Below are 26448 nucleotides of genomic sequence, written 5' to 3'. Positions count from 1 at the left end.
AGGAACGCCATGTCTCTGCCGTACGAAGCCGGGGAACCGGAGAAACAGCGGAAATCCAAGGAACCCGAGGAACCGTGGCGGCCGGAGGACTCCGGCTCCTCCCCACCGGGCCCGGACGAGGACTTACCGCTCCGGCGCGGCCGCGTCCACATCGCCGCCCGGCAACGGGGCGTGGACGCCACCGCCCTCGGCCATCTCGCACTGCACCTCCCCCATCTGGTGGGCAGCCTGGGCGTGGTCTTCGTGCTGTCCTACCTCGTCGACGTCCTGAGCGGCCTGCCCTGGTGGCTGCCGTTCGGCTGCTGGGTGCTTAGCGGCATCCTGGTCTTCCATCGGCCCAGCGAGCGCCTCCTGGCCCGTCTACTGCTTCGGCTGCGCTACCCCTCCCCGGAGGAGGCCAAAAAGCTTAAGCCCGTCTGGCAGGAGGTGGCAGGCCGTGCCGGCGTCGACGCGACCGCGTATCAGCTGTGGATAGAGAACAGCGACGAGATCAACGCCCTGGCAGCGGCCGGCCACATAGTCAGTGTCACCAGCCACTCGATGAGGGCCCTCACCCCGGCCCAACTCGGCGGCGTACTCGCCCACGAGCTCGCCCATCACACCCGGGGCCATGCCTGGACCTCTCTGCTCGCCTTCTGGTACGCGCTCCCCGCGCGGCAGGCCTGGCGCCTGCTGCTCAGGCTGGCCTCCCGCGTCGAACACCTCTCGGCAGGCGCCACGACCCTGGTGGTCGTCGTAACAGTGGCGGTCGTGATCGCGCTGGCGACCGCCACCTACGGCTTGATCCTCCTGCCGCTGGCCACGCCGTACCTGGTGGCTGCGGTCTCCCGCCGGTCGGAACTGCGGGCCGACGAGCACGCCGCGCATCTCGGCTTCGCGGCCCAGCTCCTGGCCGTCCTGCGCAAGGAGCACGACAGGGAGGAGACCACGCGGGCCGCCGCCGCGGCAGCAGGTGTCCCGATCACCGAGGAAGGAGCGATCCTACGATTACTGGACTCGCACCCGGACGTCCACACGCGCATGCATCACCTCCAGGCGTATCTGGAACGCAAGCGCTGACACGCCGAAGGGCGGTCACCCCGTACGAAACGGGGTGACCGCCCTTCAGTTCAACTCAGGCTGCTCGCCTACTGGTTGTACGGACCGTAGTCGTAGTCCTCCAGCGGGACGGCCTGGCCGGAGCCCGTGCCGAACGGCGAGTAGTCGATGTCGTCGTAGCCGACGGCCGAGTACATCGCGGCCTTGGCTTCCTCGGTCGGCTCGACCCGGATGTTGCGGTAGCGGGACAGGCCCGTACCGGCCGGGATGAGCTTACCGATGATGACGTTCTCCTTGAGGCCGATCAGGGAGTCGGACTTGGCGTTGATCGCCGCGTCCGTCAGGACCCTGGTCGTCTCCTGGAAGGACGCCGCCGACAGCCAGGACTCCGTGGCCAGCGAGGCCTTGGTGATACCCATGAGCTGCGGACGACCGGAGGCCGGGTGACCGCCCTCCTGGACCACACGACGGTTCTCCTGCTCGAAGCGCGAGCGCTCGACCAGCTCGCCGGGCAGCAGCTCGGCGTCGCCGGACTCGATGATCGTCACGCGGCGGAGCATCTGCCGGATGATGATCTCGATGTGCTTGTCGTGGATCGACACACCCTGCGAGTTGTAGACCTTCTGGACCTCGCCGACCAGGTGGACCTGGACGGCACGCTGACCCAGGATGCGCAGCACGTCGTGCGGGTTGGTGGCACCCACGGTGAGCTTCTGGCCCACCTCGACGTGCTCGCCCTCGCTGACCAGGAGACGGGCACGCTTCGAGATCGGGAACGCCGTCTCGTCGCTGCCGTCGTCCGGGGTGACGACGAGCTTCTTGGTCTTCTCGGTCTCCTCGATCCGCACGCGGCCCTGGGCCTCGGAGATCGGGGCGACACCCTTCGGCGTACGAGCCTCGAAGAGCTCGACGACACGGGGCAGACCCTGGGTGATGTCGTCACCGGCCACACCACCGGTGTGGAAGGTACGCATCGTCAGCTGGGTACCGGGCTCACCGATGGACTGGGCGGCGATGATGCCGACCGCCTCACCGATGTCGACCAGCTTGCCGGTGGCCAGCGAGCGGCCGTAGCACATGGCGCAGGTGCCGACGGCGGACTCGCAGGTCAGGACCGAGCGGGTCTTGACCGTCTCGATGCCGTGCTTGACCAGCTCGTCGATGAGGACGTCGCCGAGGTCGGTGTTGGCCGGGGCCAGCACCTTGCCGTCGACGGTGATGTCCTCGGCCAGCGCACGGGCGTACACGCTGGTCTCGACGTTGTCGGCCTTGCGCAGGACACCGTCCGCGCCGCGCTCCGCGATGTGCAGCTTGAGGCCGCGGTCGGTGCCGCAGTCCTCCTCGCGGATGATGACGTCCTGGGAGACGTCGACCAGACGACGGGTGAGGTAACCCGAGTCGGCGGTACGCAGAGCCGTGTCCGCCAGACCCTTACGAGCACCGTGAGTCGAGATGAAGTACTCCAGCACCGACAGGCCCTCACGGAAGGAGGCCTTGATCGGACGCGGGATCGTCTCGTTCTTGGCGTTCGACACCAGACCACGCATACCCGCGATCTGACGCATCTGCATCATGTTTCCTCGGGCACCCGAGTCGACCATCATGAAGATGGGGTTGGTCTTCGGGAAGTTCGCGTTCATCGCCTCGGCGACCTCGTTGGTCGCCTTGGTCCAGATCGCGATGAGCTCCTGCGTGCGCTCTTCCTTGGTGATCAGACCGCGCTCGTACTGCTTCTGGACCTTCTCGTCCTGCGCCTCGTAGCCCTTGACGATCTCGATCTTCGCCTCGGGAACGACGATGTCGGAGACGGCCACGGTGACGCCGGAACGGGTCGCCCAGAAGAAGCCGGCCGCCTTCAGGTTGTCGAGCGTCGCCGCCACGATGACCTTGGGGTAGCGCTCGGCCAGGTCGTTGACGATCTCGGAGAGCTGCTTCTTGCCCACCGAGTAGTCGACGAACGGGTAGTCCTCGGGCAGCAGCTCGTTGAAGAGCGCGCGGCCCAGGGTCGTACGCAGGCGGAAGGTGTCACCCTGCTGCCACTCGGGCTCGCCCTCCTCGCGGACCGGCGGCACCCAGCCACGCGGCGGGATGGTGCCCACCGGGAAGCGGATGTCCACGGCCGACTGGAGCGCCAGCTCGCCGCCGTCGAACGCCATCGTCGCCTCGGCCGTGGAGCCGAACGCGCGGCCCTCGCCCTTGACGTCGCGGAGTTCACCGTCGGTGGTGAGGAAGAACAGACCCAGCACCATGTCCTGGGTCGGCATGGTGACGGGACGACCGTCGGCCGGCTTCAGGATGTTGTTCGAGGACAGCATCAGGATGCGGGCCTCGGCCTGCGCCTCCGCGGAGAGCGGCAGGTGTACGGCCATCTGGTCACCGTCGAAGTCCGCGTTGAACGCGGTGCAGACGAGCGGGTGGATCTGGATGGCCTTGCCCTCGACCAGCTGCGGCTCGAAGGCCTGGATGCCGAGGCGGTGCAGCGTGGGCGCACGGTTCAGCAGAACCGGGTGCTCGGCGATGACCTCTTCGAGGACGTCGTAGACGACCGTGCGGCCGCGCTCGACCATCCGCTTGGCGCTCTTGATGTTCTGCGCGTGGTTCAGGTCCACCAGGCGCTTCATCACGAACGGCTTGAAGAGCTCCAGCGCCATGGCCTTCGGCAGACCGCACTGGTGCAGCTTCAGCTGCGGGCCGACGACGATCACGGAACGCGCGGAGTAGTCCACACGCTTGCCGAGCAGGTTCTGACGGAAGCGACCCTGCTTGCCCTTGAGCATGTCGGACAGCGACTTCAGCGGACGGTTGCCGGGGCCCGTCACCGGGCGGCCACGACGGCCGTTGTCGAAGAGCGCGTCGACGGCCTCCTGAAGCATGCGCTTCTCGTTGTTCACGATGATCTCGGGGGCGCCGAGGTCGAGGAGTCGCTTCAGGCGGTTGTTGCGGTTGATCACACGGCGGTACAGGTCGTTCAGGTCGGAGGTCGCGAAGCGGCCACCGTCCAGCTGCACCATCGGGCGAAGGTCCGGCGGGATGACCGGGACGCAGTCGAGGACCATGCCCTTGGGGCTGTTGGAGGTCTGCAGGAACGCAGACACGACCTTCAGCCGCTTCAGCGCACGGGTCTTCTTCTGGCCCTTGCCGGTACGGATGATCTCGCGAAGCCGCTCGGCCTCTTCGTCCAGGTCGAAGGACTCCAGGCGCTTCTGCAGCGCCGCGGCACCCATCGAACCGTCGAAGTACGTGCCGAAGCGGTCACGCAGCTCGCGGTAGAGGAGCTCGTCACCTTCGAGGTCCTGGACCTTGAGGTTCTTGAACCGGGTCCACACCTCGTCCAGGCGGTCGATCTCGCGCTGCGCACGGTCGCGCAGCTGCTTCATCTCGCGCTCGGCACCTTCGCGCACCTTGCGGCGCACGTCGGCCTTGGCACCCTCGGCCTCAAGCTCGGCCAGGTCGGTCTCGAGCTTCTTGGCGCGGGCCTCGAGGTCGGAGTCACGCCGGTTCTCGACCTGCTGACGCTCCACGGAGACATGCGCCTCCAGCGAGGGCAGGTCACGCGTACGGCGCTCTTCGTCGACGAACGTGATCATGTACGCCGCGAAGTAGATGACCTTCTCGAGGTCCTTCGGGGCGAGGTCGAGCAGGTATCCCAGACGCGACGGAACACCCTTGAAGTACCAGATGTGGGTGACAGGAGCGGCCAGTTCGATGTGGCCCATCCGCTCACGGCGCACCTTGGCGCGGGTCACCTCGACGCCGCAGCGCTCACAGATGATGCCCTTGAAGCGAACGCGCTTGTACTTGCCGCAGTAGCACTCCCAGTCCCGGGTCGGACCGAAGATCTTCTCGCAGAAGAGTCCGTCCTTTTCGGGCTTGAGCGTGCGGTAGTTGATGGTCTCAGGCTTCTTGACCTCGCCGTGGCTCCACTGACGGATGTCGTCAGCGGTGGCCAGACCGATCCGGAGCTCATCGAAGAAGTTGACGTCGAGCACTATGCGTCAATCCCTCTCAGGGTTGTAAGTCTTGGGGTCTGATACGGGGGTCCTGGGGCCGGAGACCTGCGTGGCGCAGGTCTCCGGACTCCCGTCAGACCTCTTCGACGCTGCTCGGCTCACGCCGGGACAGGTCGATGCCGAGCTCTTCCGCCGCGCGGAAGACATCCTCGTCGGTGTCGCGCATCTCGATGGACATACCGTCACTGGACAGCACCTCCACGTTCAGGCAGAGCGACTGCATCTCCTTGATGAGCACCTTGAAGGACTCGGGGATGCCGGGCTCGGGGATGTTCTCGCCCTTGACGATGGCCTCGTAGACCTTCACGCGGCCGGTCACGTCGTCGGACTTGATCGTCAGCAGCTCCTGGAGGGCGTAAGCGGCGCCATAAGCCTCAAGCGCCCACACCTCCATCTCGCCGAAGCGCTGACCACCGAACTGCGCCTTACCACCCAGCGGCTGCTGGGTGATCATCGAGTACGGACCGGTCGAACGGGCGTGCAGCTTGTCGTCGACCAGGTGGTGCAGCTTCAGGATGTACATGTAGCCGATCGAGACCGGCTCCGGGAACGGCTCGCCGGAGCGGCCGTCGAACAGGTTGGCCTTTCCGGAGGCCTGGACCAGGCGGTCGCCGTCGCGGTTCGGGATCGTGGCCTCGAAGAGACCGGAGATCTCGTCCTCGCGGGCACCGTCGAAGACCGGGGTCGCGACGTTGGTACCCGGAGCGACCTGGTCGGCGCCGATGACCTGGAGGCGCTTCGCCCAGTCCTCGCTGAAGCCGGAGACGTCCCAGCCGCGACTGGCGAGCCAGCCGAGGTGGATCTCCAGGACCTGTCCCGGGTTCATTCGGGACGGGACACCCAGCGGGTTCAGGATGATGTCGACCGGAGTCCCGTCCTCGAGGAACGGCATGTCCTCGATGGGCAGGATCTTCGAAATAACACCCTTGTTGCCGTGCCGGCCGGCCAGCTTGTCGCCGTCGGTGATCTTGCGCTTCTGCGCAACATACACCCGGACCAACTGGTTGACGCCGGGCGGCAGTTCGTCGCCCTCCTCGCGGTCGAAGACGCGGACGCCGATGACCTTGCCGATCTCGCCGTGCGGCACCTTCAGCGAGGTGTCGCGCACCTCGCGCGCCTTCTCACCGAAGATCGCGCGGAGCAGGCGCTCCTCGGGGGTCAGCTCGGTCTCACCCTTGGGCGTGACCTTGCCGACGAGGATGTCACCGGCGACGACCTCGGCACCGATACGGATGATGCCGCGCTCGTCGAGGTCGGCGAGGACCTCCTCGGAGACGTTCGGGATGTCCCGGGTGATCTCCTCGGGGCCGAGCTTGGTGTCACGGGCGTCGACCTCGTGCTCCTCGATGTGGATCGAGGAGAGGACGTCGTCCTGTACGAGGCGCTGCGACAGGATGATCGCGTCCTCGTAGTTGTGACCCTCCCACGGCATGAACGCCACGAGCAGGTTCTTGCCGAGCGCCATCTCGCCGTTCTCGGTCGCCGGGCCGTCCGCCAACACCTGGTTGGCGACGATCCGGGAACCCTCGTCCACGACAACCTTCTGGTTGACGGACGTGCCCTGGTTGGAGCGGGAGAACTTCGCGAGGCGGTACGTCGTGTACGTGCCGTCGTCGTTGGCGGTGGTGATGTAGTCCGCGGAGACCTCCTGGACCACACCGTCCTTCTCCGACTTCAGGACGTCACCGGCGTCGACCGCACAGCGGTACTCCATGCCGGTGCCGACCAGCGGCGCCTCGGACTTAATCAGCGGCACGGCCTGACGCATCATGTTCGCGCCCATGAGGGCACGGTTGGCGTCGTCGTGCTCCAGGAAGGGGATCATCGCGGTCGCGACGGACACCATCTGGCGCGGGGAGACGTCCATGTAGTCGACGTCGTCACCGGGGACGTAGTCGACCTCTCCGCCACGACGGCGGACCAGGACGCGGGACTCCTCGAACCGGAAGTCGTCCCCGAGCGGCGCGTTGGCCTGCGCGATGACGAATCGGTCCTCTTCGTCGGCGGTCAGGTAGTCGACCTCGTCGGTGACGACACCGTCGGTGACCCGGCGGTACGGCGTCTCGACGAAACCGAACGCGTTGACCCGGCCGTAGGAGGCGAGCGAGCCGATCAGGCCGATGTTCGGGCCTTCAGGGGTCTCGATCGGGCACATGCGGCCGTAGTGCGAGGGGTGCACGTCACGGACCTCGAAGCCGGCCCGCTCACGGGAGAGACCACCCGGGCCAAGAGCCGACAGACGGCGCTTGTGGGTGAGACCCGACAGCGGGTTGTTCTGGTCCATGAACTGCGACAGCTGGCTGGTGCCGAAGAACTCCTTGATGGAGGCGACGACCGGCCGGATGTTGATCAGGGTCTGCGGCGTGATCGCCTCGACGTCCTGGGTCGTCATCCGCTCGCGGACGACTCGCTCCATACGCGCCAGGCCCGTACGGACCTGGTTCTGGATGAGCTCGCCGACGTTGCGCAGACGACGGTTGCCGAAGTGGTCGATGTCGTCGGTCTCGACGACGATCGTCGTGCCGTTGTCACCAACCGTCTCGGTCTCACCGGCGTGCAGCTTCACCAGGTACTTGATCGACGAGATGATGTCCTCGACGGTCAGCACACCGGCGTCCAGCGGGGCCTCGCTGCCCAGCTTCTTGTTCACCTTGTAGCGGCCGACCTTGGCGAGGTCGTAGCGCTTCGGGTTGAAGTAGAGGTTCTCAAGAAGCGTCTGCGCGGCCTCGCGGGTCGGGGGCTCGCCCGGACGCAGCTTGCGGTAGATGTCGAGGAGCGCGTCGTCCTGGCCCTGGGTGTGGTCCTTCTCCAGGGTGGCGCGCATGGACTCGTACTCGCCGAACTCCTCCAGGATCTGCTCGGTCGTCCAACCGAGAGCCTTGAGCAGGACGGTGACGGACTGCTTGCGCTTGCGGTCGATGCGGACACCGACCATGTCGCGCTTGTCGATCTCCATCTCCAGCCAGGCACCCCGGGACGGGATCACCTTGGTGGAGAAGATGTCCTTGTCGGACGTCTTGTCGATCGAGGAGTCGAAGTAGACGCCCGGCGAGCGGACCAGCTGCGACACGACGACACGCTCGGTGCCGTTGATGACGAAGGTGCCCTTGTTGGTCATGAGCGGGAAGTCGCCCATGAAGACCGTCTGGGACTTGATCTCGCCGGTCTCGTTGTTGGTGAACTCAGCGGTTACGAAGAGCGGGGCGGCGTACGTGAAGTCGCGCTCCTTGCACTCGTCGATGCTGTTCTTGGGAGGTTCGAAACGGTGGTCGCGGAAGGTCAGCGACATCGACCCGGAGAAGTCCTCGATCGGAGAGATCTCCTCGAAGATCTCCTCCAGACCGGACTTCGTGGGGACGTCCTGACCCGACTCCAGAGCCGCCTCGACCCGACTCTGCCAGGCGGAGTTGCCGAGCAGCCAGTCGAAGCTCTCGGTCTGCAACGCGAGCAGGTTGGGAACCTCGAGGGGCTCCTTGATCTTTGCAAAGGAGATGCGCAGCGGGGCGGTGCTGGCGCCGTTGTTCATATTCGCGGTCGAGGCAGTGCGCGAGGCGGCCAAGAGGGGGTCCTTCCGAGGGCTCGGACTCACTACGCGCGTACCGGCCCCTCTCAGGGGCAAAGAGACATGGACTTCCTGAGACGGCCCGGAAAGGCCAGGTCAGAGTTGGTCCGGTCATCGATGCTCAAGTGAGGGCATGCCCCTGGTGACGGGCAGGGAGCAGCTAACAGGCAGCGCAAAGGGTCAGTGTAGCCACTTGGCGCACTGATGTCCAGCCCCGCTTTTTTGAGACCCTCGTCGTGCTCAACACCCTCGGCAAGCTCACGTCCTCAACGCGTTGATACTGCCCTCTTCGCCGCCGATCCATGCCTCGGATTCGGATCGTTGTGACGACGCGTCCTGAGAATTGCGCGCTGCGTGCGGTTCGTCAAGGCCTCCATGGCCCACACCACATACCACCAGGGATGCTCGGAGGCACGAAGAAGATCACCATACTCCGCGAACCCCTGATCGCAAGGCTGCCGCTCACCCGACCCAGGAACGCCGAAGAGCGACCACCCAGATGGATGATCGCTCTTCAGTGCTCAGGCGTTACAAGGTCCTTGGGACCTCGTTCACGACCTGGACGGAGTTACTTGACCTCGACCGAGGCGCCGGCGGCCTTGAGGGACTCGGCGGCCTTCTCGGCGACGTCCTTGGCGACCTTCTCGACGACGGGCTTCGGGGCGCCGTCCACGAGGTCCTTGGCCTCCTTCAGGCCCAGCGAGGTCAGCTCACGCACGACCTTGATGACCTGGATCTTCTTCTCGCCGGCACCCGTGAGGATGACGTCGAACTCGTCCTGCTCGGCCTCGGCCTCGACAGCAGCGGCCGGGCCCGCGGGGGCGGCGGCAACCGCGGCGGCGGCGGTGACGTCGAACTTCTCCTCGAACGCCTTCACGAACTCGGAAAGCTGGATGAGGGTCATGGTCTCGAACTCGGCGAGCAGTTCGTCCTGGGTGAGAGCCACGATGGCTTCCTTCCACTAATTTCGGCTGGTGCCGGTGTGTACATGTCTGGCGGGCGTACGTTCGGCCCGCTACGACCGTTGCCCTGGGCGCGGAGCCTCAGGCGGCGGTCATGCTGCGAGCCGAATTACTCGGCACCGCCCTGCTCTTCTTGCTTGGCGCGAAGGGCGTCCACCGTGCGGACGAGCTTCGACGGAAGCGCCTGGAAGAGCTGCGCAGCCTGAGTCTGCTTGCCCTTGAAGGCACCCGCCAGCTTGGAGAGCAGAACCTCGCGGGACTCGAGGTCCGCGAGCTTCTTGATCTCGTCGGCGGACAGCGCCTTGCCGTCAAGGACACCGCCCTTGATGACGAGGTTCGGGTTGTCCTTGGCGAAGTCACGAAGACCCTTCGCCGACTCCACCGGGTCACCGGTGATGAAGGCGACCGCCGTCGGACCGTTGAACAGGTCGTCGAGCGTAGAGATCCCGGCCTCGTTGGCCGCAATCTTGGTCAGCGTGTTCTTCACCACGGCGTACTGGGCGTTCTCACCGAGCGAACGACGCAGCGTCTTGAGCTGCGCCACGGTGAGACCCCGGTACTCGGTCAGCACGGCGGCGTTCGAGTCGCGGAACTGGTCCGCGAGCTCGGCTACCGCGGCAGCCTTGTCGGGCCTTGCCATAGAGCGTCGGCCTCCTTCCGGGTGATGAGGACCGCTCAGAAGGGGCTGGGACAGAAAAAACACCCCGGCGCAGGCGCACGGGGCGTAGCTCGACCGGAAACAACGTTCCCGGGAACACATCCAGTTCACCTGCGCGGGTCGTCCACTGTTCAGCGGATCCTTCGGTCACCACACCCTGTGACAGGCGCGGCAACGACCAGCGGTCTTTGGCTTCTCCCGAAGAGTACGGGACCCCCATACTCCCAAGCAAATCCGCCCGTACGGCTCAGCGGCGCCACCGTCTCAACGGCTCCACCGGTGAGCAGCAGAGCGACAGGTGCCCCTCCCAATCCCCGTCCCCCGCACCGGAGTTGAGCCCGGCTCAGGAGCCCGTGCCGGACCCCGTCGCCGTGTCGCCGCTGCCCGGTGTCAGGCCCTGCTTCTTCAGCAGTGCCGTGAAGTCCTCGGTGTCGTCCGCCGGGGGCACGGTCGCGTCGACCTTCACGCCGTAGTCGCTGTAGTAGGCGGTCTGGCTGTACCGGCCGGACGACATAGCGCCCTTCTCCACCTTCTTGACCAGCAGATTCTGGGCGTCGACCCAGATGTCGACCTGCTCCGTGGCGACGCCGGCCGCAGTGAGCTGCTTCTTCAGGCCGGCGAGCTGGCTCGCGGTGAGGTTGGAGTTCTTGGTGGCGAGGTCGGCGACGTTCACCGTGCCCGAGTAGTGCGTGGTCCGCCGGCCGCGCACCGACTCCGTACCGACCTTCTCGACGTCCCCGGAGGCGAGCAGGAGCTTCACCGACTGGTTCGGCGTGGAGTTCTGCATCTGGTCCCTGAGGTACGCACCGGAGCTGCCGCCGAGCTTGGCCAGGTCGTCGTAGTCGTACTTGAGCCAGTGCCTGCCGCCCGCCTGCGCGGCGAACTTCTCGCCCATCTTCGCGTAGTAGGCGTCCGGCAGATAGCGGGCCTCCATCGATGTGTTGCCGGCCGCGCGCATCGTCCGGGCCACCGTGCCGCCGGTGTACGTCATGGTGAGGGTGCCGGTGATGCCGTCGTCCCAGGCGAGGTTGCCCTTGGCGTCCATGGACATCACCGAGCCCAGGACGGTGGAGGACTCGACCTTGGCGGAGTCCGCCCTGTCGGTGGACTGCTCGGCGCTGCGCAGGGCCGCTATGGAGCTCACCAGGGTCGCGCTCTTGCCCGCGGCCTTGTCGTCCTTGCCGGACCCCTCGGAGGACCCCATGGAGTCACAGGCGGCCACCGAGGCCAGCGCGGTCGCCACCGCGATCGAGAGGCCCACCCGGCGCACGGTCGTGCTCTTCATCCGTCCCCACCCCTATGCCATTGCTGTGCCTGCCAGGAACGCTAGCGCAGCCCACTGACACCCCGTACGAAAAGGGGCGAGCCCCGCAACCCGAAGGTTGCGGGGCTCGCCCAAGTGCTGACGCGTACGCGACGCGGCTACCGGAGTGAGCGCGAGGCTCAGACGGAGGCCGGGTCCTCCTCGACGAGGAGGTTGCGGGTGCGGTTCGGGTCGAGCGGAATGCCGGGGCCGATCGTGGTGCTGATCGCGGCCTTCTTGATGTAGCGACCCTTGGCGGCGGACGGCTTCAGACGGAGGATCTCGTCCAGGGCCGCGCCGTAGTTCTCCACCAGCTGGGTGTCGTCGAAGGACGACTTGCCGATGATGAAGTGCAGGTTCGAGTGCTTGTCGACGCGGAACTCGATCTTGCCGCCCTTGATCTCGTTGACGGCCTTGACCACGTCCGGCGTCACGGTGCCGGTCTTGGGGTTCGGCATGAGACCACGGGGACCGAGCACGCGGCCCAGGCGGCCGACCTTGCCCATGAGGTCCGGGGTGGCGACGACGGCGTCGAAGTCCAGCCGGCCCTTCGCCACCTCGTCGATGAGTTCGTCGGAACCGACGATGTCGGCGCCGGCGGCGGTCGCGGCCTCGGCACGGTCACCGGTCGCGAAGACCAGGACCCGGGCGGTCTTGCCGGTGCCGTGCGGGAGGTTCACGGTGCCACGGACCATCTGGTCGGCCTTGCGCGGGTCGACACCCAGACGGAAGGCGACCTCGACGGTGCCGTCGAACTTGGAGGTGGAGGTCTCCTTGGCGAGACGGACGGCCTCGAGCGGGGCGTAGAGCTTCTCCCGGTCGATCTTGGCGTCCGCAGCGCGGAGAGACTTGCTGCGCTTGCTCACTACTGCTCCTGTGTGTGTCTGAGGAGTCGTGGTACGGGCCGAGCAGGCCCCGCCACGGTACTTCTACGGGGTGAAGGTCAGCCCTCGACCGTGATGCCCATGGAACGGGCGGTGCCGGCGATGATCTTCGACGCGGCGTCAAGGTCGTTGGCGTTCAGGTCGGGAAGCTTGGTCGTGGCGATCTCACGGACCTGTGCCTGGGTGATCTTGGCGACCTTGGTCTTGTGCGGCTCGCCCGAGCCCTTCTCGACACCCGCGGCCTTGAGGATCATCTTCGCGGCCGGCGGCGTCTTGGTGATGAAGGTGAAGGAGCGGTCTTCGTAGACCGTGATCTCCACCGGGATCACCCAGCCACGCTGCGACTCGGTCGCCGCGTTGTAGGCCTTGCAGAACTCCATGATGTTGACGCCGTGCTGACCGAGCGCGGGGCCGACCGGCGGGGCCGGGTTCGCCGCACCGGCGTTGATCTGGAGCTTGATGAGCCCCGTGACCTTCTTCTTCTTGGGAGGCATTGCTCTCCGGGTCCTTTCGATTCGGGTCCTGCCTGCGTCAAGGGACCACCCGAACGCAGGCATACCGCACAACGATAGCGGGTATAGATGCGCGGTCAAAAACGAAGCAGGTCAGGAGGCCCGCTTGAAGGCCTACCTGACCTGACCCACCTAGGGGCGCGGGGCTGTGCCGATATGCGACTTCCGTCGCGTGGGAGCGACCAGCCCCAACGCACCCGCAGCCGACGAATCGCCGACTAGTTCTTCTGAATCTGATCGAACGAAAGCTCAACGGGCGTCTCACGGCCGAAGATCTCGACGAGACCCTTGACCTTCTTCGAGTCGGCGTTGATCTCGTTGATGGTCGCCTGCAGCGTCGCGAACGGCCCGTCCGTGACGGTGACCGAGTCGCCCACCTCGAAGTCCAGCACCTGGACCTCGACCTTGCGCTGCGGCATCGGCTTGCCCTCGGCCTCGGCGGCCTCACGCGCGGCCTTCTCCTCGGCCTCCGGGGCGAGCATCTTGACGATCTCGTCCAGGGTCAGCGGGTACGGGTCGTAGGCGTTGCCCACGAAGCCGGTGACGCCGGGGGTGTTGCGGACGACGCCCCAGGACTCGTTCGTCAGGTCCATGCGGACCAGGACGTAGCCCGGGAGCTTGTTCTGCTTGATGGTCTTGCGGTCGCCGTTCTTGATCTGGACGACCTCTTCTTGCGGCACCTCGGCCGCGAAGATGTAGTCCTCGACGTTCAGCGAGACGGCGCGCTGCTCCAGGTTGGTCTTCACGCGGTTCTCGTAACCGGCGTACGTGTGGATGACGTACCACTCGCCGGGCAGGAGACGCAGTTCCTCGCGCAGGGCGACGACGGGGTCGACGGGTTCGGCCGGCTCGGCCTCTTCCTCGTCGTCCTCGGCCGTGGCCTCGTCGTCGAGGTCCTCGGTCGCTTCCGCGTCCTCGTCCTCGACGTGTACGGCGGCTTCCTCGGCGGGCTCGCCCGCGTCGGCGTCTGCAGCCTCGACCTCGTCAAGGTCCTCGTCCGCGCCCTCGACGATGTCGAGTTCGTCTTCCACGGACTCGTCCGGCTCGACGGCCTCGTTCAGGTTCGGGTCAGACACGTGGCTGCTTCTTCCTGGATACATGGGGGTGGAACACGCGAAAGGGGCGCCGGTCAGGGCGCCCTTCGCTTCCGGCCTCAGCCGAAGACGTACTTCGCGGCGTGATTGAGTCCATAGTCAATCACGGTCACAAGACCGATCATGATGACGACGAAGACGATGACCACCGTCGTGTACGTCGTCAGCTGGTTGCGCGTCGGCCAGACGACCTTGCGGAGCTCCGCGACGATCTGGCGGTAGAAGATGCCGAGGCGCTTCAGCGGGCCCTTCTTGGCGCGCTTGCCGCCCTTGCGAGCCTTCTTCTTGGACTCCGACACCTCGTCCTGGGCATCAGGCATGTCGATGGAGCCCACGGCGTCCGCCATTCATCCTCACCTGTTCCCGGGTCGTGGCCGTGCCGCGCCCGGTCTGAGCCGCACGGCGATACATTGCTATACGTACATGCGCTGCGCACACATCCTGGTGAAGGTGTGTGTAGCAGGGCCGGAGGGACTTGAACCCCCAACCGCCGGTTTTGGAGACCGGTGCTCTACCAATTGAGCTACGACCCTTTGTGACGTCCCCAACGTACCGCATCCGCCCGGGTGCTCGGTGTGCACCAGATAGGGCGCGGCTGCTGAAGGCCAACGAGCTAGGAGTGTACGTGTTCCGGGGCCGGTCGTCGAACAGAAAGTGCCTGTACGGGGATTGCCGGAGGAAGATCGCCCAGGCCGGGGCGGGAATCCGGACGGTTGTTCCACGCTTGCCCGATCCTGTTCAGTCTGTGAAACCGGTGTGCCGGGCGCGTTTCCGGTCTGAAACGATGGGCCCCATGAGCGCCTCAACCCCTCCCACCGAGCGCCGGGTCTCCGCCCGAGTCGGCGCGATCTCCGAGTCCGCCACCCTCGCCGTGGACGCCAAGGCCAAGGCCCTCAAGGCCGCCGGACGTCCGGTGATCGGCTTCGGCGCCGGTGAACCGGACTTCCCGACTCCGGACTATGTCGTCCAGGCCGCCATCGAGGCCTGCTCGAACCCCAAGTACCACCGCTACACCCCGGCCGGCGGTCTGCCGGAGCTGAAGGCCGCGATCGCCGCGAAGACGCTGCGCGACTCGGGCTACGAGGTGGACGCCTCGCAGATCCTGGTCACCAACGGCGGCAAGCAGGCCATCTACGAGGCCTTCGCCGCGATCCTCGACCCGGGCGACGAGGTCATCGTCCCGGCGCCGTACTGGACGACGTACCCGGAGTCGATCCGGCTCGCGGGCGGTGTCCCGGTGGACGTCGTCGCCGACGAGACGACCGGGTACCGCGTCTCCGTCGAGCAGTTGGAGGCGGCCCGCACCGAGAACACCAAGGTCGTCCTCTTCGTCTCGCCGTCCAACCCGACCGGCGCCGTCTACAGCGAGGCCGAGGCCGAGGCGATCGGCCGCTGGGCCGTCGAGCACGGCCTGTGGGTCATGACGGACGAGATCTACGAGCACCTCGTCTACGGCGACGCGAAGTTCACCTCGCTGCCCGCGATCCTCCCCGAGCTGCGCGACAAGTGCATCGTGGTCAACGGCGTCGCCAAGACGTACGCCATGACCGGCTGGCGGGTGGGCTGGATCATCGGCCCGAAGGACGTCGTCAAGGCCGCGACCAACCTCCAGTCGCACGCCACCTCGAACGTCTCGAACGTGGCCCAGGTCGCCGCGCTGGCCGCCGTCTCCGGCAACCTGGACGCCGTCGCGAAGATGGGCGAGGCCTTCGACCGGCGCCGCAAGACGATCGTGCGGATGCTCAACGAGATCGACGGCGTGCTCTGCCCGGAGCCCGAGGGCGCGTTCTACGTCTACCCGTCGGTCAAGGAGCTGCTCGGCAAGGAGATCCGCGGCAAGCGCCCGCAGGACTCGGTCGAGCTGGCCGCGCTGATCCTGGAGGAGGCCGAGGTCGCGGTCGTCCCGGGCGAGGCCTTCGGGACCCCCGGTTACCTGCGGCTGTCGTACGCCCTGGGTGACGAGGACCTCGTCGAGGGCGTCAGCCGTATCCAGAAGCTGCTGGCGGAGGCCAAGGGCTGACGTTTTTCGTGCTCCACGCGCGTGTGCGGGCCGTTTCCCTCCGGGGAGGCGGCCCGCTGCTTTGTGCGAGCAAGACCACGATCGGGGAAAGCGGTACCGGGACGACAGGAACGTACGGCAGGATTCCCGGATGGAGCACGTACGTGATGTCTCTGAACTGCCGAAAGCCCATCTGCACCTGCACTTCACCGGGTCCATGCGGCCCACCACCGTGCTGGAGCTCGCCGACAAGTACGGGGTGCGGTTGCCCGACGCCCTGACCGAGGCGCTGACCAGTGGGGAGCCGCCGAAGCTGCGGGCGACCGATGAGCGGGGCTGGTTCCGTTTCCAGCGGCTGTACGACGCGGCGCGGTCGTGCCTGCGGGAGCCCGAGGACATTCAGCGGCTGGTCCGCGAGGCCGCCGAGGAGGACGTCAGGGACGGCTCGGGCTGGCTGGAGATCCAGGTGGACCCGACGTCGTACGCACCGCGCCTGGGCGGGCTGATCCCGGCCCTTGAGGTCATCCTTGACGCGGTGGAGACCACCTCCCGTGAGACCGGGCTCGGGATGCGGGTGCTGGTGGCCGCGAACCGGATGAAGCACCCGCTGGACGCGCGCACGCTGGCCCGGCTGGCCGTGCGGTACGCGGACCAGGGCGTGGTCGGCTTCGGCCTCTCGAACGACGAACGCCGGGGCATGGCACGGGACTTCGACCGGGCCTTCGCGATCGCCCAGGAGGGCGGCCTGCTGTCGGCACCGCACGGCGGCGAGCTGGCGGGCCCGTCCTCGGTGCGGGACTGCCTGGACGACCTGTACGCGACCCGGATCGGCCACGGGGTGCGCGCCGCGGAGGACCCGCGGCTGCTGAAGCGGCTCGCCGACCGGGGCATCACCTGCGAGGTGTGCCCCGCGTCGAACGTGGCGCTGGGCGTCTACGAGAAGCACGAGGACGTGCCTCTGCGGACCCTCTTCGAGGCGGGCGTCCCGCTGGCGCTCGGCGCCGACGACCCGCTCCTGTTCGGCTCCCGGCTGGCTGCCCAGTACGAGATCGCCCGCCGGTACCACGGCTTCTCGGACCGCGAACTGGCCGAACTGGCCCGGCAGTCGGTCCGCGGATCGGCGGCCCCAGAGGACATGAAGACCAAGCTGCTGTCGGGCATCGACGACTGGCTCAGTGCCCCGGTCGCTTGAAGTGCGCGTAGGGCGCATACGGCTTGAAGCAGATCGCGACCTCGGGGCGGCGCGAGCCGTGCGGGTAGGGAAGCAGTTCGCTGCTCAGGGAGGTCACATACGCCGGGTGCCCTTTGACGACCCGTTTCTCCCGCGGCCCCCAGCCGGCCGCGTAGGCGAAGTGGGTGGCGGCGGTGGCGAGGACGTCACGGTCGCCGATGAGGAAGTACGTACGCGCGTGCGTGGTGTGCCGCAACTGACCGCGGGCGTACGGCCGCTCCTCCCACGCGCGCGCGTGGCGCTCGGTACGGGCCTCGTCCGTGCGCACGGTGAGCGGTGTACCGCGCCCGAGCGACCGCCGCAGCTCGGGCCACTTGGAGGGCCGTAGCCCCGCCTCCTGGTGGGCCACCACCAGATCGACCAGCTCCCCGCACCCCTCGTCGGGCGGCACGCTCTCGCGCAGCGGGACATGCACGATGGTGTGCCGGGAGTACGCGGCGAAGGAGAACAGCCCGGCCAGCCGGCTCAGCCCGTCGTGGTCCCCCAGGAGCGTCCCGTACGGCGCCGGGTCGCGCAGTGAGGTGTGGCGCAGGGGTTGCCCGGGCTGGACGACACGGTGTTCGTGCGGGCCGATCCGGGGTCTGAACTGGCGGAGTCTCAGCTCCATGTGGGGTGCCTCATAGGTCAAGGGTCCCGGTCAGGAGGGGTCCTCGGCAACGGAGATTCCGCCCAGCAGCGTCCGGGCCAGGCGGGACGCGAACTCGTCGACGGGCGGGCGTACGCCGTTCTCCGCCGCCTCGTAGGCGAACGCGCGCTGTGCGCAGGCGCCCAGGAGGAGGGACGCGGCCGCGAAGGTGTCCGCGTCGGGGCGGACGCGGCCTGCGGTCTGTTCGGCGCGGAGATAGGCGTCCAGGGCCTCGATCGGCTTGTGGGGGCCCGAGCCGAGCTGTCGCAGCGCCTCGTCGTGGCGGCGCTTGAGCTGGGTCTCGGCGTACAAGGAGGCCGCGATCGGGAAGCTCTGCTCGTAGAAGAGGGCCGCCTGGCGGGCGATCTCGGTGAGGTTGTCCTCCAGGGAGTGCCGTCCGGGTTCGGCGGCGAGGCTGCGCAGCAGTGGGGTCAGCTGGGGCAGCCGTTCCATGAGGACGTGGATGAACAGCTCCTCCTTGCCGGCGAAGTACTTGTAGAGCGCGGCTTCGGAGCAGCCCGCTGCCTTCGCGATCTCCTTGGTGGTCGCCTTGGCCAGGCCGATGGTGAGCATCAACTCGTGGGCGGCGTCGAGGATGCGGACCCTGGCGGGTTTCTGCGCGGCGGGCTCCGCGGCCTGTTTCTGCTGCATGGGGCCCAAGGATTCCATGTCCGGTCCGTTCGGGCTTGACGGGTGGGTGAGCGCTTACCCACTCTAGAGGGAGGCAGGGGTGAGTGAATGCTCACCCACCTCGTTCAGCGACAGGAGTGCGCCATGAAGCTCACCGTTTTCGGTGCCACTGGAGGCATCGGTCAGGAGATCGTCCGCCAGGCGCTGGCCTCGGGCCACGAGGTCACGGCGGTCGTACGGGACCCGGCGCGGCTGACCGTGCGGGGCGCGGGCCTCGAGGTGTTCCGCGCGGACCTCACCGACCCGGAGGCGGTGCGCCCGGCGGTCGCGGGCCGGGACGCGGTCCTGTCCGGGCTCGGGGCGCGCAGCCGCAAGGACGCGGGGGTCGCGACCCGGCTCACACGGACGGTCCTGGCGGCCATGGAGGCGGAGGGGGTGCGCCGGGTGCTGGTGGTGAGCGCCGGTCCGATCGGCCCGGACCCGGAGGGCGCCGGGCTCCTCGACCGCACCGCGCGCGGGCTGATCTCGGCCCTCCTGAAGGACGTCTACGACGACCTACGCGAGATGGAGGCGGCCCTCGCCGCCGGCGCCACCGACTGGACGAGCGTCCGCCCGCCACGCCTGCAGAACAAGCCGGTGACGGGCACGTACAGGACGGTCGTGGGCGGCTTCCCGGACAAGGGCCGGTTCATCGCGCGGGCCGATGTCGCCCACGCGATGCTGGCGATGACCGACGATCCCCGGACGGTGAAACAGGGGGTGGGCGTGGCCTACTGAGCGGGCCTGCCGACGGTCAGGTGTCGACGGAGGCCGACTCGGCGGGGGTCATCGCCATGTCGAGCAGAACCACGGCGTCGTGATCGGCGCTGCCCGGCACCGCGTGGAAGGCGATGAGCCGCTGGCCCTCGGCATGGGAAAGGTGCATCACCTCAAACCCGAGGGTGAGGGAGCCGACCGACGGGTGGTGGAAGCGCTTCTTGCCCGCGTCACGCGAGCGGACCTCGTACCGCTCCCAGAGACGGGCGAAGTCCTCGCTCTTGACCATCAACTCGTCCACCAGCTCGGTCAGTTCGGGGGAGTCGGGATCCGCGGCCGACATGGCGCGCAGGTGGGCGACCGTGCCCGGGGCGAGCTGCTCCCAGTCGACGTACAGCCGGCGGGCGCCCGGGTGCAGGAACATGTGCCGGACGATGTTGCGGCGCCGGGCGGGCCAGCTCTCCATGCCGGCCAGCAGCCGCAGCCCCGCGGGGTTGGCGGCCAGCAGGTCGTTCGTCCGGCTGACGACGTAGGCGGGGAACGGCCGCAGCCCCTCCATCAGCTGTTTCACACCGGGGCGCACGGAGCGGGAGACACCAGGGCGGGCGGCAGCCGGCGTGGCACCGGTCGCGCTCTGGGCGACGAGACCGTGCAGGTGGTCCACCTCCTCCTCGGACAGGCGCAGCACGGTGGCGAGGGCGTTGACGACCGCGGGGCCCGGCCGGGTGTCCTTGCCGCGCTCCAGCCGGATGTAGTAGTCGACGCTCACTCCGGCGAGCGCGGCCAGTTCCTCACGGCGCAGCCCCGGGGCCCGCCTGGTGCTGGTGCCGACGGGCAGTCCCAGCTGTTCGGGACGCAGGGCCGCGCGGCGGGCGCGCAGGAACGTCCCCAGCGCGTTGGCCTGGCTCGACTGGTTCGCCTGATCGCTCATGCCCCCAGTCTCGCAAGGCCCCGCGCCGTGTGGAAGGTCGAAGGGGGACCTGCCGGATCCCCCCTCGTCGGGTCCCGGACGAGCGCGGTCTTCCTGGTTTCCGGCGTCCCGGGCAGCGTGGAGGACGTCCGGTCGGGCCACTCCTTCCGGTCCGTCCGACCCGCCCCCTTCCGACTCAGGGAGACTCCGATGTCCACTGTCACCACACCGGCCCGCCGCCAGGCGGCGCCCGCCAGCCCCAGGGGTGCCAGCCCGGCGACGGTCCTGGTGGCCTCGTTGCTGGGCTTCTTCGTCATCGCGCTCGACGCGCTCGTCGTCAACGTGTCGCTGCCCGCCATCGGTCACAGCCTCAGCGGGGGCATGACCGGACTGCAGTGGGTGGTGGACGGCTACACGCTGATGTTCGCCGCCCTGATGGTGTCCGCGGGGGCGCTGTCCGACCGGATCGGGGCGAGCCGTGCCTTCGGCGGCGGGATGGTGGTCTTCACACTGGCGTCGGCCGCCTGCGGTCTTGCGCCGTCGCTGTCTCTGCTGGTCGTGGCGCGACTGGTGCAGGGTGCCGCCGCCGCGGTCATGATGCCGGCCTCGCTGGCACTGGTCCGGCAGGCGTTCCCGGAGGCGGGCGCACGTGCCAGGGCCATCGCCGTGTGGACCGCCGGAGGTGCCATCGCGGGCGCGCTGGGGCCGGTGCTGGGCGGTGCGCTGACCAGCGCGTGGAGCTGGCGCGGGGTCTTCTTCATCAATCTGCCGGTGGGCGTGCTCGCGCTGGTGCTGCTGGCCCGGGTGCCGCGCTCGGCCGGTCGGCCCGCTCCGGTGGACCTGCCCGGTCAGCTGGCCGGTGTGGTCGCGCTGGGCGCCCTGACGTACGGCGTGATCGACGGCGGGGCGCACGGGTTCGGTTCGCCCGCCGTGCTGCTGACGCTGCTGGTCGCGGTGGCCGCGGCGGTCGTCTTCCTGGTCGTCGAGGCCCGTCAGAAGCAGCCGATGGTGCCGCTGTCGCTGTTCAGGTCGCGCACGGTGTCGGTGTGCGTGGCGGTGGGCTTCGCCATCAACGCGGTGTTCTACGGGATCGTGTTCGTGCTGAGCCTCTTCTTCCAGCAGGTCCGCGGGCAGTCGGCGCTGAGCGCGGGGCTGATGTTCGTGCCCATGACGGCACTGGTGGCGGTGGTCAACCTGTTCGTGGCGGCCTGGGCCGCACGCCGGTTCGGACCGAAGGTGCCGTTGGTGGCCGGGCAGATCGGTACGGCGCTGGGTCTGCTCGGGCTGCTGACGGTCGACCGGGCCACGCCCACCGCGCTGCTGGCGCTCACCGTGATCCCGCTGGGCATCGCCGGTGCGCTCGCGGTGCCGCCGCTCACCGCGACGATGCTCGACGGCGTCCCGGCGGACCGTGCCGGTACGGCGGCGGGTGTGCTCAACACCGCCCGGCAGGTCGGCGGCGCGCTCTCCGTGGCCGTCTTCGGGGCCCTGATCGGCAGCGGCGCGTCCTTCACCGACGGGATGCGGGTGAGCCTGGCCGTGGCCGCGGTGCTGCTCACGGCGTCCGCGCTGGCGGCCGTGTTCCTGCTGCCGGGCCGACGGGCCACCGCCGGCTGAGGCCGGCCGTCGGGCGGGCGTCCGTTCCCCCGTCCGTCCGCCCGGCGGTCCTCCGGCCCCGCCCAGCCGCGCCATCGCGGCCGGGCGGGGTTCGGTCATGCCAGGGTGCGGTCGTCCCAGAGGACCTCGATGGTGATCGCGGTGATCTGCCAGCCGGTGGCGGTGCGGGCGAACCCGTAGACGTAGCGGCCGCCTCGGGCCAGCCGACGCGGGCCGCTCTCGCCGGGGACGACATGGGTGGACTGGAACATGGCGGTGGCCGTGGCGGTGTCGCCGGTCACGGACACCAGGTGGTTGGTCACGAGGTGATGGGTGGCCAGCACCCTCTCGCGGGCCTCGCGCCACTGCGCCACGACGGCGTCGCGGGGTGTCGGCACGGGCTCGCCCGGGGTGTCGGAACCGGTGTGGCGCACGAGTACGGACGGGGCGAACAGGGCGGGCAGCCGGTCCCATTCGCGGAAGTCGACGTGGTGCCCGAGCCGCGAGCAGACGGTGATCAGGTCGAGTCGGTCGGCCGTCGTCGGGACGGTCGCCGGTGAGGTGGTCTGCGGGGAGTTCATGAGCTCCTCCTTCTCGTACGGGTGCGGCCGCCGACTCGGTCGGCGGCCGCACCCGGGGACGGGGTCGGTCGGCTAGGCGGCCGCGGTGCGCCGGTCCTCCATCAGGGACACGATGTCGTTCACGTCCCGGGCGTCGGCGAGTTCCTCCTCGGGGACGAGCACGCCGTACTGCCGCTGCAGGATCACCGAGAGCTCGACCATCACGAGCGAGTCGAGTTCCAGGTCGGAGAAGGAGCACCCAGAACACCGGTCTCCGGCCCACGGCCGGGGCTGCCTCCCGCCCCCGCGAGCTGAAGCAGGAACGAGCCGCGCGCACCCGGGACCAGATCCTCAACGCCGCCGCCGAGGCCTTCGCCGGCACGGGCTTCCCCGCCGTCACGATCCTGGACGTCGCCGAACTGGCCGGCGTGACCAAGGGAGCGGTCTACTTCCATTTCGCCAACAAGGAGGCCCTGGCGGTCGCGGTCGCCGAGGAGTTCTACGCGCTGCTTCCGGCCATCGCCGAGACGGTCAGGACCGAGCCGATCGCGCCGCTCGACGCCGTCGCCGAGCTGCTGATCCGGACCGCGACCGCGTTCCGGGACAACCGGATGATCCAGGCGGGCGCACGCCTGCAGATCGAGCGGCACCTGGTCGAGGCGGCCATGCCGACGCCGTTCACCGAGTACACGCACCTCATCGCCGACCTGCTGGCACAGGCCCAGTCCGACGGCCAGCTCCCGGCCTCCTCCGACCCCCAGGCGATGGCCCGGGTCGTGGTCGCCGCCTTCTTCGGTGGCCAGCACATCTCCTGGGTCCTGCACGACCGCAAGGACCTCGCGGAACGGGTACGGGAGATCATCGACGTCATCCTGCCCTGAGGGGCGTACTGGCGAGCCGGGCGAGAGACGGTGTCACGGAGGCACCAGCACTCGCGTCCGGGACGTCCCTAGAGGCTGACGCCGACCGTCACCGGTTCGTTGACCAGGGTGATCCCGAAGGTGCCGTGCACACCGGCGACGACCTCGCGCGCGAGGGTGAGCAGGTCCTCGGTGGTCGCCGCGCCGCGGTTGGTGAGGGCGAGGGTGTGCTTGGTGGAGATACGGGCGGGTCCGCTGCCGTACCCCTTGGTGAAGCCGGCCTTGTCGATCAGCCAGGCGGCGGAGGTCTTGGTGTGCCCCTCCCCCGCCGGGTACGCGGGCGGCTCCACGCTGTCCCCGAGGCGCTCCTTCACGCGCGCGTGGAACGCAGAGAACTGCTCGTCGGTGAGGATCGGGTTGGTGAAGAAGGAACCGGCCGACCAGGTGTCGTGGTCCTCGGGGTCCAGGACCATGCCCTTGCCGGCGCGCAACGCGAGGACGGTCTCGCGGGCCTTCGCGAGCGGTACCCGGTCGCCGGGCTCGACTCCGAGGACACGGGCCGTCTCGGCGTACTTCACCGGCGCCGACAGGCCGTCCGCGTCTTCCAGTTCGAAGCGGACCCGCAGCACTACATAGCGCTCGGGGTCGGCCTTGAAGCGGCTGTGCCGGTAGGAGAAGGCGCACTCCTCGTTGGTGAGGGTGACCGTCTCGCGGGTGGTGCGGTCGTAGGCGACGACCTCGGTGATGGTGGCGGAGACCTCCTGGCCGTACGCCCCCACGTTCTGGATCGGGGTCGCACCGGCCGACCCGGGGATCCCGGCGAGGCACTCGACCCCGGCGAGCCCGGCCTCCACGGTGCGGGCGACGGCGTCGCTCCACACCTCACCGGCCGCCAACTCCAGCCGCGTGCCGTCCAGTTCGAAACCCTGTGTGACGATGCGCAGGGCGGTGCCCTCGAAGCCCTTGTCCCCGATGACGAGGTTCGACCCGCCTCCGATGACCAGCAACGGCGTCCCGGCATCGTCGGCCGCGCGCACGGCGTCGATCACCTCGGCGTCGGTGCTCGCGGTGATCAACCGGGTCGCGGGACCGCCCAGCCGGAAGGTGGTGAGGGGGGCGAGGGGAGCGTCGTGGAGTTCCTGCACGGGGCCAAGCGTACGAGACGGGACTGACAACGCCGGGGGCGGCGGGGTGTGGCCCGCGGTTTCGGCGCGAGGCGTGTCCAGCACCAGCATCCCACCCGGCACGGGTCACACCTCCGGCACTGGCACTGGCACTGGCACCGGCGCCGGCACCGGCACCGGCACCGGCGCGACCAACGCCTCCGGCACCGTTCGCCGTATCCGGCGCGAGCCCCCGGCATTCGTCCGGATCGCTCACCCCCGCACAGCCAACTCCTTGACCACCACGGCCTTGACGCCCGCGACAAAGCCGAGCACACGCATCCGTCCGACCACGCCACCGAAGCCGCACGCCCGCACGCCCGCACGCCCGCACGCCCGCACGCCCGCACGCCCGCACGCCCGCACGCCCGCACGCGTAGAGCCTCACCAACGACGACAAGTCCACGCACGCGTGAAGCTCCCCCCCGGCAACGGCAGACACCGCCCCACATGAAGCCCCACCGGCGAAGCCGCACACGCGCGTGGGCCCCACCGGCAAGGTGGGGCCCCACGCGTGCGTGCCAGGTGTCCGGCTCAGCGACCGGCGTTCTCCAGTACCGAGTCGGACTCCGAAGCCCCGACGGAGTCCGAAGCCCCCGCCGAACCAGACGTCGCCGCAAGCTCCGCCGCCCGCCGCTTCGTCGGGATCAGCAGCGTCGCGACCCCGGCGAGGGCGACCACCGCGGCCCCGGTGACCAGCGCGGGCTTCAGGCCGTCGACGAAGGTCTGTGCGGTCTGGTAGCCGCCCTGGGCCGAGAAGATCGACGCCATGATCGCGATGCCGAGGGCGCCGCCCACCTCGCGGAGCGCGTTGTTGGCGCCGGAGGCGATGCCCTGCTCCTGGGGGCGGACGCTGGACATGACCAGGTTGGAGGCCGGCGCGAAGAACAGGGCCATGCCGATGCCGCTGAGGATCAGACCGGGGAGCTGAGCGCCGTAGGAGACTTTCGTGGTGACTACGTAGGACATCCAGCCGAGACCGGCCGCCTGGAGGAAGAGGCCCGCGGCGACGACCGGGCGGCCGCCGATGCGGTCGGAGAGGATGCCCGCGATGGGGGCGACGAGCATCGGCATACCGGTCCAGGGGAGCATCCGCAGGCCCGCCTCGGTGGGCGAGTAGCCGAGGACGCCCTGCATGTACTGGCTGAGCAGGAAGATCGAGCCGAACATCCCGAGGAACATCAGCAGGCTCGCCGCGTTGATCCCGGAGAAGGCGCGGGAGCGGAACAGCCGCATCGGGAGCATGGGGTTCTTGGCGTTGACGCTGTAGATGATGAACCCGGCGAACAGCGCGCTCCCCGCGAACAGCCCGGTGAGGACGAGCGAGCTGGTCCAGCCGTCGGCGGGCCCGCGGACCAGGCCGTAGACGATGCCGAAGAGGCCGCCGCTGACGAGCAGGGTGCCGGGGAAGTCCAGCGGGGCGCCGGTGCCGTGCGACTCGGAGAGGCGCAGTCGGGCCAGCGGCAGCAGGGCCAGGCCGAGCGGGACGTTCAGCCAGAAGATCCAGTGCCAGGAGATGTGCTCGGTGAGGCTGCCGCCGATGAGGGGTCCGGAGGCGACGGCGAGTCCGTTCACCGCGCCCCATATGCCGTACGCCATCCCGCGCTTGGCGACGGGCACGGCCGCCGTCAGCAGGGTCAGCGTCAGCGGCATCATGATCGCCGCGCCGACGCCTTGGACCGCGCGGGCCGCGATCAGGGACTCGATCCCGGGCGCCATGGCCGCGGCGGCGGAGGCGACGGTGAAGACGGTGATGCCGACGAGGAAGAGCCGGCGGCGCCCGAACCGGTCGCCGAGTGCCGCGCCGAACATCAGCAGGACGGCGAAGGTGAGCGTGTAGGCGCTCACGGTCCATTCCAGGTCGCCCAGCGCGCCCCCGAGGTCCTTGCGGATGGACGGCAGGGCGGTGGTGACGACGAGGTTGTCCAGGGCCGCCATGAATCCGGCGACGCTGGTGATGACGAGGGCCCAGACCATTCCCCCGCGACGTGCGGTTGGTTGTGACATCGCTCCCCCAAAGGGTGCTCGTACCGATGATTAGTTATTGATGACTAACTTTGCCGGGCAGGAAAAGGCGCAGAATCCGCCCCTTGCC

At 68.6% G+C, this 26448-nt stretch carries 22 protein-coding genes and 1 tRNA gene; 6 read left to right on the top strand and 17 right to left on the bottom strand.

Annotation, left to right across the window (positions count from 1 at the left end; all coding sequences use genetic code 11):
* Positions 1 to 9: 9 nt before the first annotated feature.
* On the top strand, positions 10 to 1059 hold the full coding sequence (locus tag SPR02S_RS03185) for a M48 family metalloprotease (RefSeq protein ID WP_019055485.1): 1050 nt from the start codon (positions 10 to 12) through the stop codon (positions 1057 to 1059).
* A gap of 68 nt (positions 1060 to 1127) precedes the next feature.
* On the opposite strand, the gene SPR02S_RS03180 is transcribed toward SPR02S_RS03185, so the two are convergent.
* The 10 genes from SPR02S_RS03180 to SPR02S_RS03135 all read right to left on the bottom strand — a co-directional run bounded on the left by SPR02S_RS03180 (position 1128) and on the right by SPR02S_RS03135 (position 14556).
* Positions 1128 to 5027, bottom strand: coding sequence for a DNA-directed RNA polymerase subunit beta' (locus SPR02S_RS03180; RefSeq protein WP_019055484.1), 3900 nt, complete (start codon positions 5025 to 5027; stop codon positions 1128 to 1130).
* 94 nt (positions 5028 to 5121) lie between these two features.
* Complete coding sequence (gene rpoB / locus SPR02S_RS03175; protein ID WP_026150159.1) at positions 5122 to 8607, bottom strand: DNA-directed RNA polymerase subunit beta; 3486 nt, start codon at positions 8605 to 8607, stop codon at positions 5122 to 5124.
* Between the two features lie 571 nt (positions 8608 to 9178).
* On the bottom strand, positions 9179 to 9559 hold the full coding sequence (gene rplL / locus SPR02S_RS03170; protein ID WP_086021584.1) for a 50S ribosomal protein L7/L12: 381 nt from the start codon (positions 9557 to 9559) through the stop codon (positions 9179 to 9181).
* 122 nt (positions 9560 to 9681) lie between these two features.
* Positions 9682 to 10212 (bottom strand): 50S ribosomal protein L10, encoded by a 531-nt coding sequence (rplJ, locus tag SPR02S_RS03165; RefSeq protein ID WP_019055481.1) that lies wholly within the window; start codon positions 10210 to 10212, stop codon positions 9682 to 9684.
* 361 nt (positions 10213 to 10573) lie between these two features.
* Positions 10574 to 11515 carry an SCO4651 family lipoprotein gene (locus SPR02S_RS03160; RefSeq protein ID WP_019055480.1) on the bottom strand — a complete coding sequence of 314 codons (942 nt, stop codon included), beginning with the start codon at positions 11513 to 11515 and terminating at the stop codon, positions 10574 to 10576.
* 158 nt (positions 11516 to 11673) lie between these two features.
* Complete coding sequence (gene rplA / locus SPR02S_RS03155) at positions 11674 to 12399, bottom strand: 50S ribosomal protein L1 (protein ID WP_019055479.1); 726 nt, start codon at positions 12397 to 12399, stop codon at positions 11674 to 11676.
* Between the two features lie 77 nt (positions 12400 to 12476).
* Positions 12477 to 12911, bottom strand: coding sequence for a 50S ribosomal protein L11 (gene rplK, locus SPR02S_RS03150; RefSeq protein WP_006383482.1), 435 nt, complete (start codon positions 12909 to 12911; stop codon positions 12477 to 12479).
* Between the two features lie 236 nt (positions 12912 to 13147).
* Positions 13148 to 14005, bottom strand: coding sequence for a transcription termination/antitermination protein NusG (gene nusG, locus SPR02S_RS03145; RefSeq protein WP_019055478.1), 858 nt, complete (start codon positions 14003 to 14005; stop codon positions 13148 to 13150).
* A gap of 77 nt (positions 14006 to 14082) precedes the next feature.
* The gene (gene secE / locus SPR02S_RS03140; RefSeq protein WP_019055477.1) at positions 14083 to 14370 is read right to left on the bottom strand and encodes a preprotein translocase subunit SecE; all 288 of its coding nucleotides are present in this window, start codon (positions 14368 to 14370) and stop codon (positions 14083 to 14085) included.
* Between the two features lie 113 nt (positions 14371 to 14483).
* A tRNA-Trp gene (locus SPR02S_RS03135) sits at positions 14484 to 14556 on the bottom strand.
* 260 nt (positions 14557 to 14816) lie between these two features.
* On the opposite strand from SPR02S_RS03135, the gene SPR02S_RS03130 reads away from it, so the two are divergent.
* Entirely contained in the window at positions 14817 to 16043 is a 1227-nt protein-coding gene (locus SPR02S_RS03130) for a pyridoxal phosphate-dependent aminotransferase (RefSeq protein ID WP_019055476.1), read from the top strand.
* Between the two features lie 130 nt (positions 16044 to 16173).
* Positions 16174 to 17214, top strand: a complete 1041-nt coding sequence (locus SPR02S_RS03125) for an adenosine deaminase (RefSeq protein WP_019055475.1) — start codon at positions 16174 to 16176, stop codon at positions 17212 to 17214.
* Here the strand turns inward: SPR02S_RS03125 and SPR02S_RS03120 are convergent.
* Both SPR02S_RS03120 and SPR02S_RS55055 read right to left on the bottom strand, forming a co-directional pair.
* On the bottom strand, positions 17195 to 17860 hold the full coding sequence (locus SPR02S_RS03120; RefSeq protein ID WP_019055474.1) for a hypothetical protein: 666 nt from the start codon (positions 17858 to 17860) through the stop codon (positions 17195 to 17197). The two genes, SPR02S_RS03125 and SPR02S_RS03120, sit on opposite strands and share 20 nt — an antisense overlap.
* A 30-nt stretch (positions 17861 to 17890) precedes the next feature.
* Positions 17891 to 18529, bottom strand: a complete 639-nt coding sequence (locus SPR02S_RS55055; protein WP_019055473.1) for a TetR/AcrR family transcriptional regulator — start codon at positions 18527 to 18529, stop codon at positions 17891 to 17893.
* 123 nt (positions 18530 to 18652) lie between these two features.
* Between SPR02S_RS55055 and SPR02S_RS03110 the strand changes: the two genes are divergently transcribed.
* Positions 18653 to 19285 (top strand): NAD(P)-dependent oxidoreductase, encoded by a 633-nt coding sequence (locus SPR02S_RS03110; protein WP_019055472.1) that lies wholly within the window; start codon positions 18653 to 18655, stop codon positions 19283 to 19285.
* A 16-nt stretch (positions 19286 to 19301) separates the two neighbouring features.
* Here SPR02S_RS03110 and SPR02S_RS03105 read toward each other — a convergent pair whose 3' ends face one another.
* A complete protein-coding gene (locus tag SPR02S_RS03105) occupies positions 19302 to 20195 on the bottom strand; it encodes a helix-turn-helix transcriptional regulator (protein WP_019055471.1) in 894 nt (297 codons plus the stop codon).
* Positions 20196 to 20384: 189 nt separating this feature from the next.
* On the opposite strand from SPR02S_RS03105, the gene SPR02S_RS03100 reads away from it, so the two are divergent.
* On the top strand, positions 20385 to 21791 hold the full coding sequence (locus SPR02S_RS03100; protein ID WP_019055470.1) for an MFS transporter: 1407 nt from the start codon (positions 20385 to 20387) through the stop codon (positions 21789 to 21791).
* Positions 21792 to 21886: 95 nt separating this feature from the next.
* Here the strand turns inward: SPR02S_RS03100 and SPR02S_RS55050 are convergent, their stop codons facing one another.
* Both SPR02S_RS55050 and SPR02S_RS59835 read right to left on the bottom strand, forming a co-directional pair.
* The gene (locus SPR02S_RS55050; RefSeq protein WP_019055469.1) at positions 21887 to 22351 is read right to left on the bottom strand and encodes a nuclear transport factor 2 family protein; all 465 of its coding nucleotides are present in this window, start codon (positions 22349 to 22351) and stop codon (positions 21887 to 21889) included.
* A gap of 72 nt (positions 22352 to 22423) precedes the next feature.
* Entirely contained in the window at positions 22424 to 22573 is a 150-nt protein-coding gene (locus SPR02S_RS59835; RefSeq protein ID WP_281169856.1) for an acyl carrier protein, read from the bottom strand.
* 68 nt (positions 22574 to 22641) lie between these two features.
* Here SPR02S_RS59835 and SPR02S_RS03085 point away from each other — a divergent pair, with 68 nt between their 5' ends.
* Positions 22642 to 23211, top strand: coding sequence for a ScbR family autoregulator-binding transcription factor (locus tag SPR02S_RS03085; RefSeq protein ID WP_052346904.1), 570 nt, complete (start codon positions 22642 to 22644; stop codon positions 23209 to 23211).
* A 68-nt stretch (positions 23212 to 23279) separates the two neighbouring features.
* On the opposite strand, the gene SPR02S_RS03080 is transcribed toward SPR02S_RS03085, so the two are convergent.
* Positions 23280 to 24335: a UDP-N-acetylmuramate dehydrogenase gene (locus tag SPR02S_RS03080; protein ID WP_019055466.1), complete on the bottom strand. Its 1056-nt coding sequence runs from the start codon at positions 24333 to 24335 to the stop codon at positions 23280 to 23282.
* 552 nt (positions 24336 to 24887) lie between these two features.
* Positions 24888 to 26360 carry a DHA2 family efflux MFS transporter permease subunit gene (locus SPR02S_RS03075; protein ID WP_026150158.1) on the bottom strand — a complete coding sequence of 491 codons (1473 nt, stop codon included), beginning with the start codon at positions 26358 to 26360 and terminating at the stop codon, positions 24888 to 24890.
* Between the last annotated feature and the right edge of the window lie 88 nt (positions 26361 to 26448).

The organism is Streptomyces prunicolor NBRC 13075, assembly GCF_000367365.1.
Classification (GTDB): Bacteria; Actinomycetota; Actinomycetes; order Streptomycetales; family Streptomycetaceae; genus Streptomyces; species Streptomyces prunicolor.
This window is presented reverse-complemented; position numbering and strand designations above follow the sequence as displayed.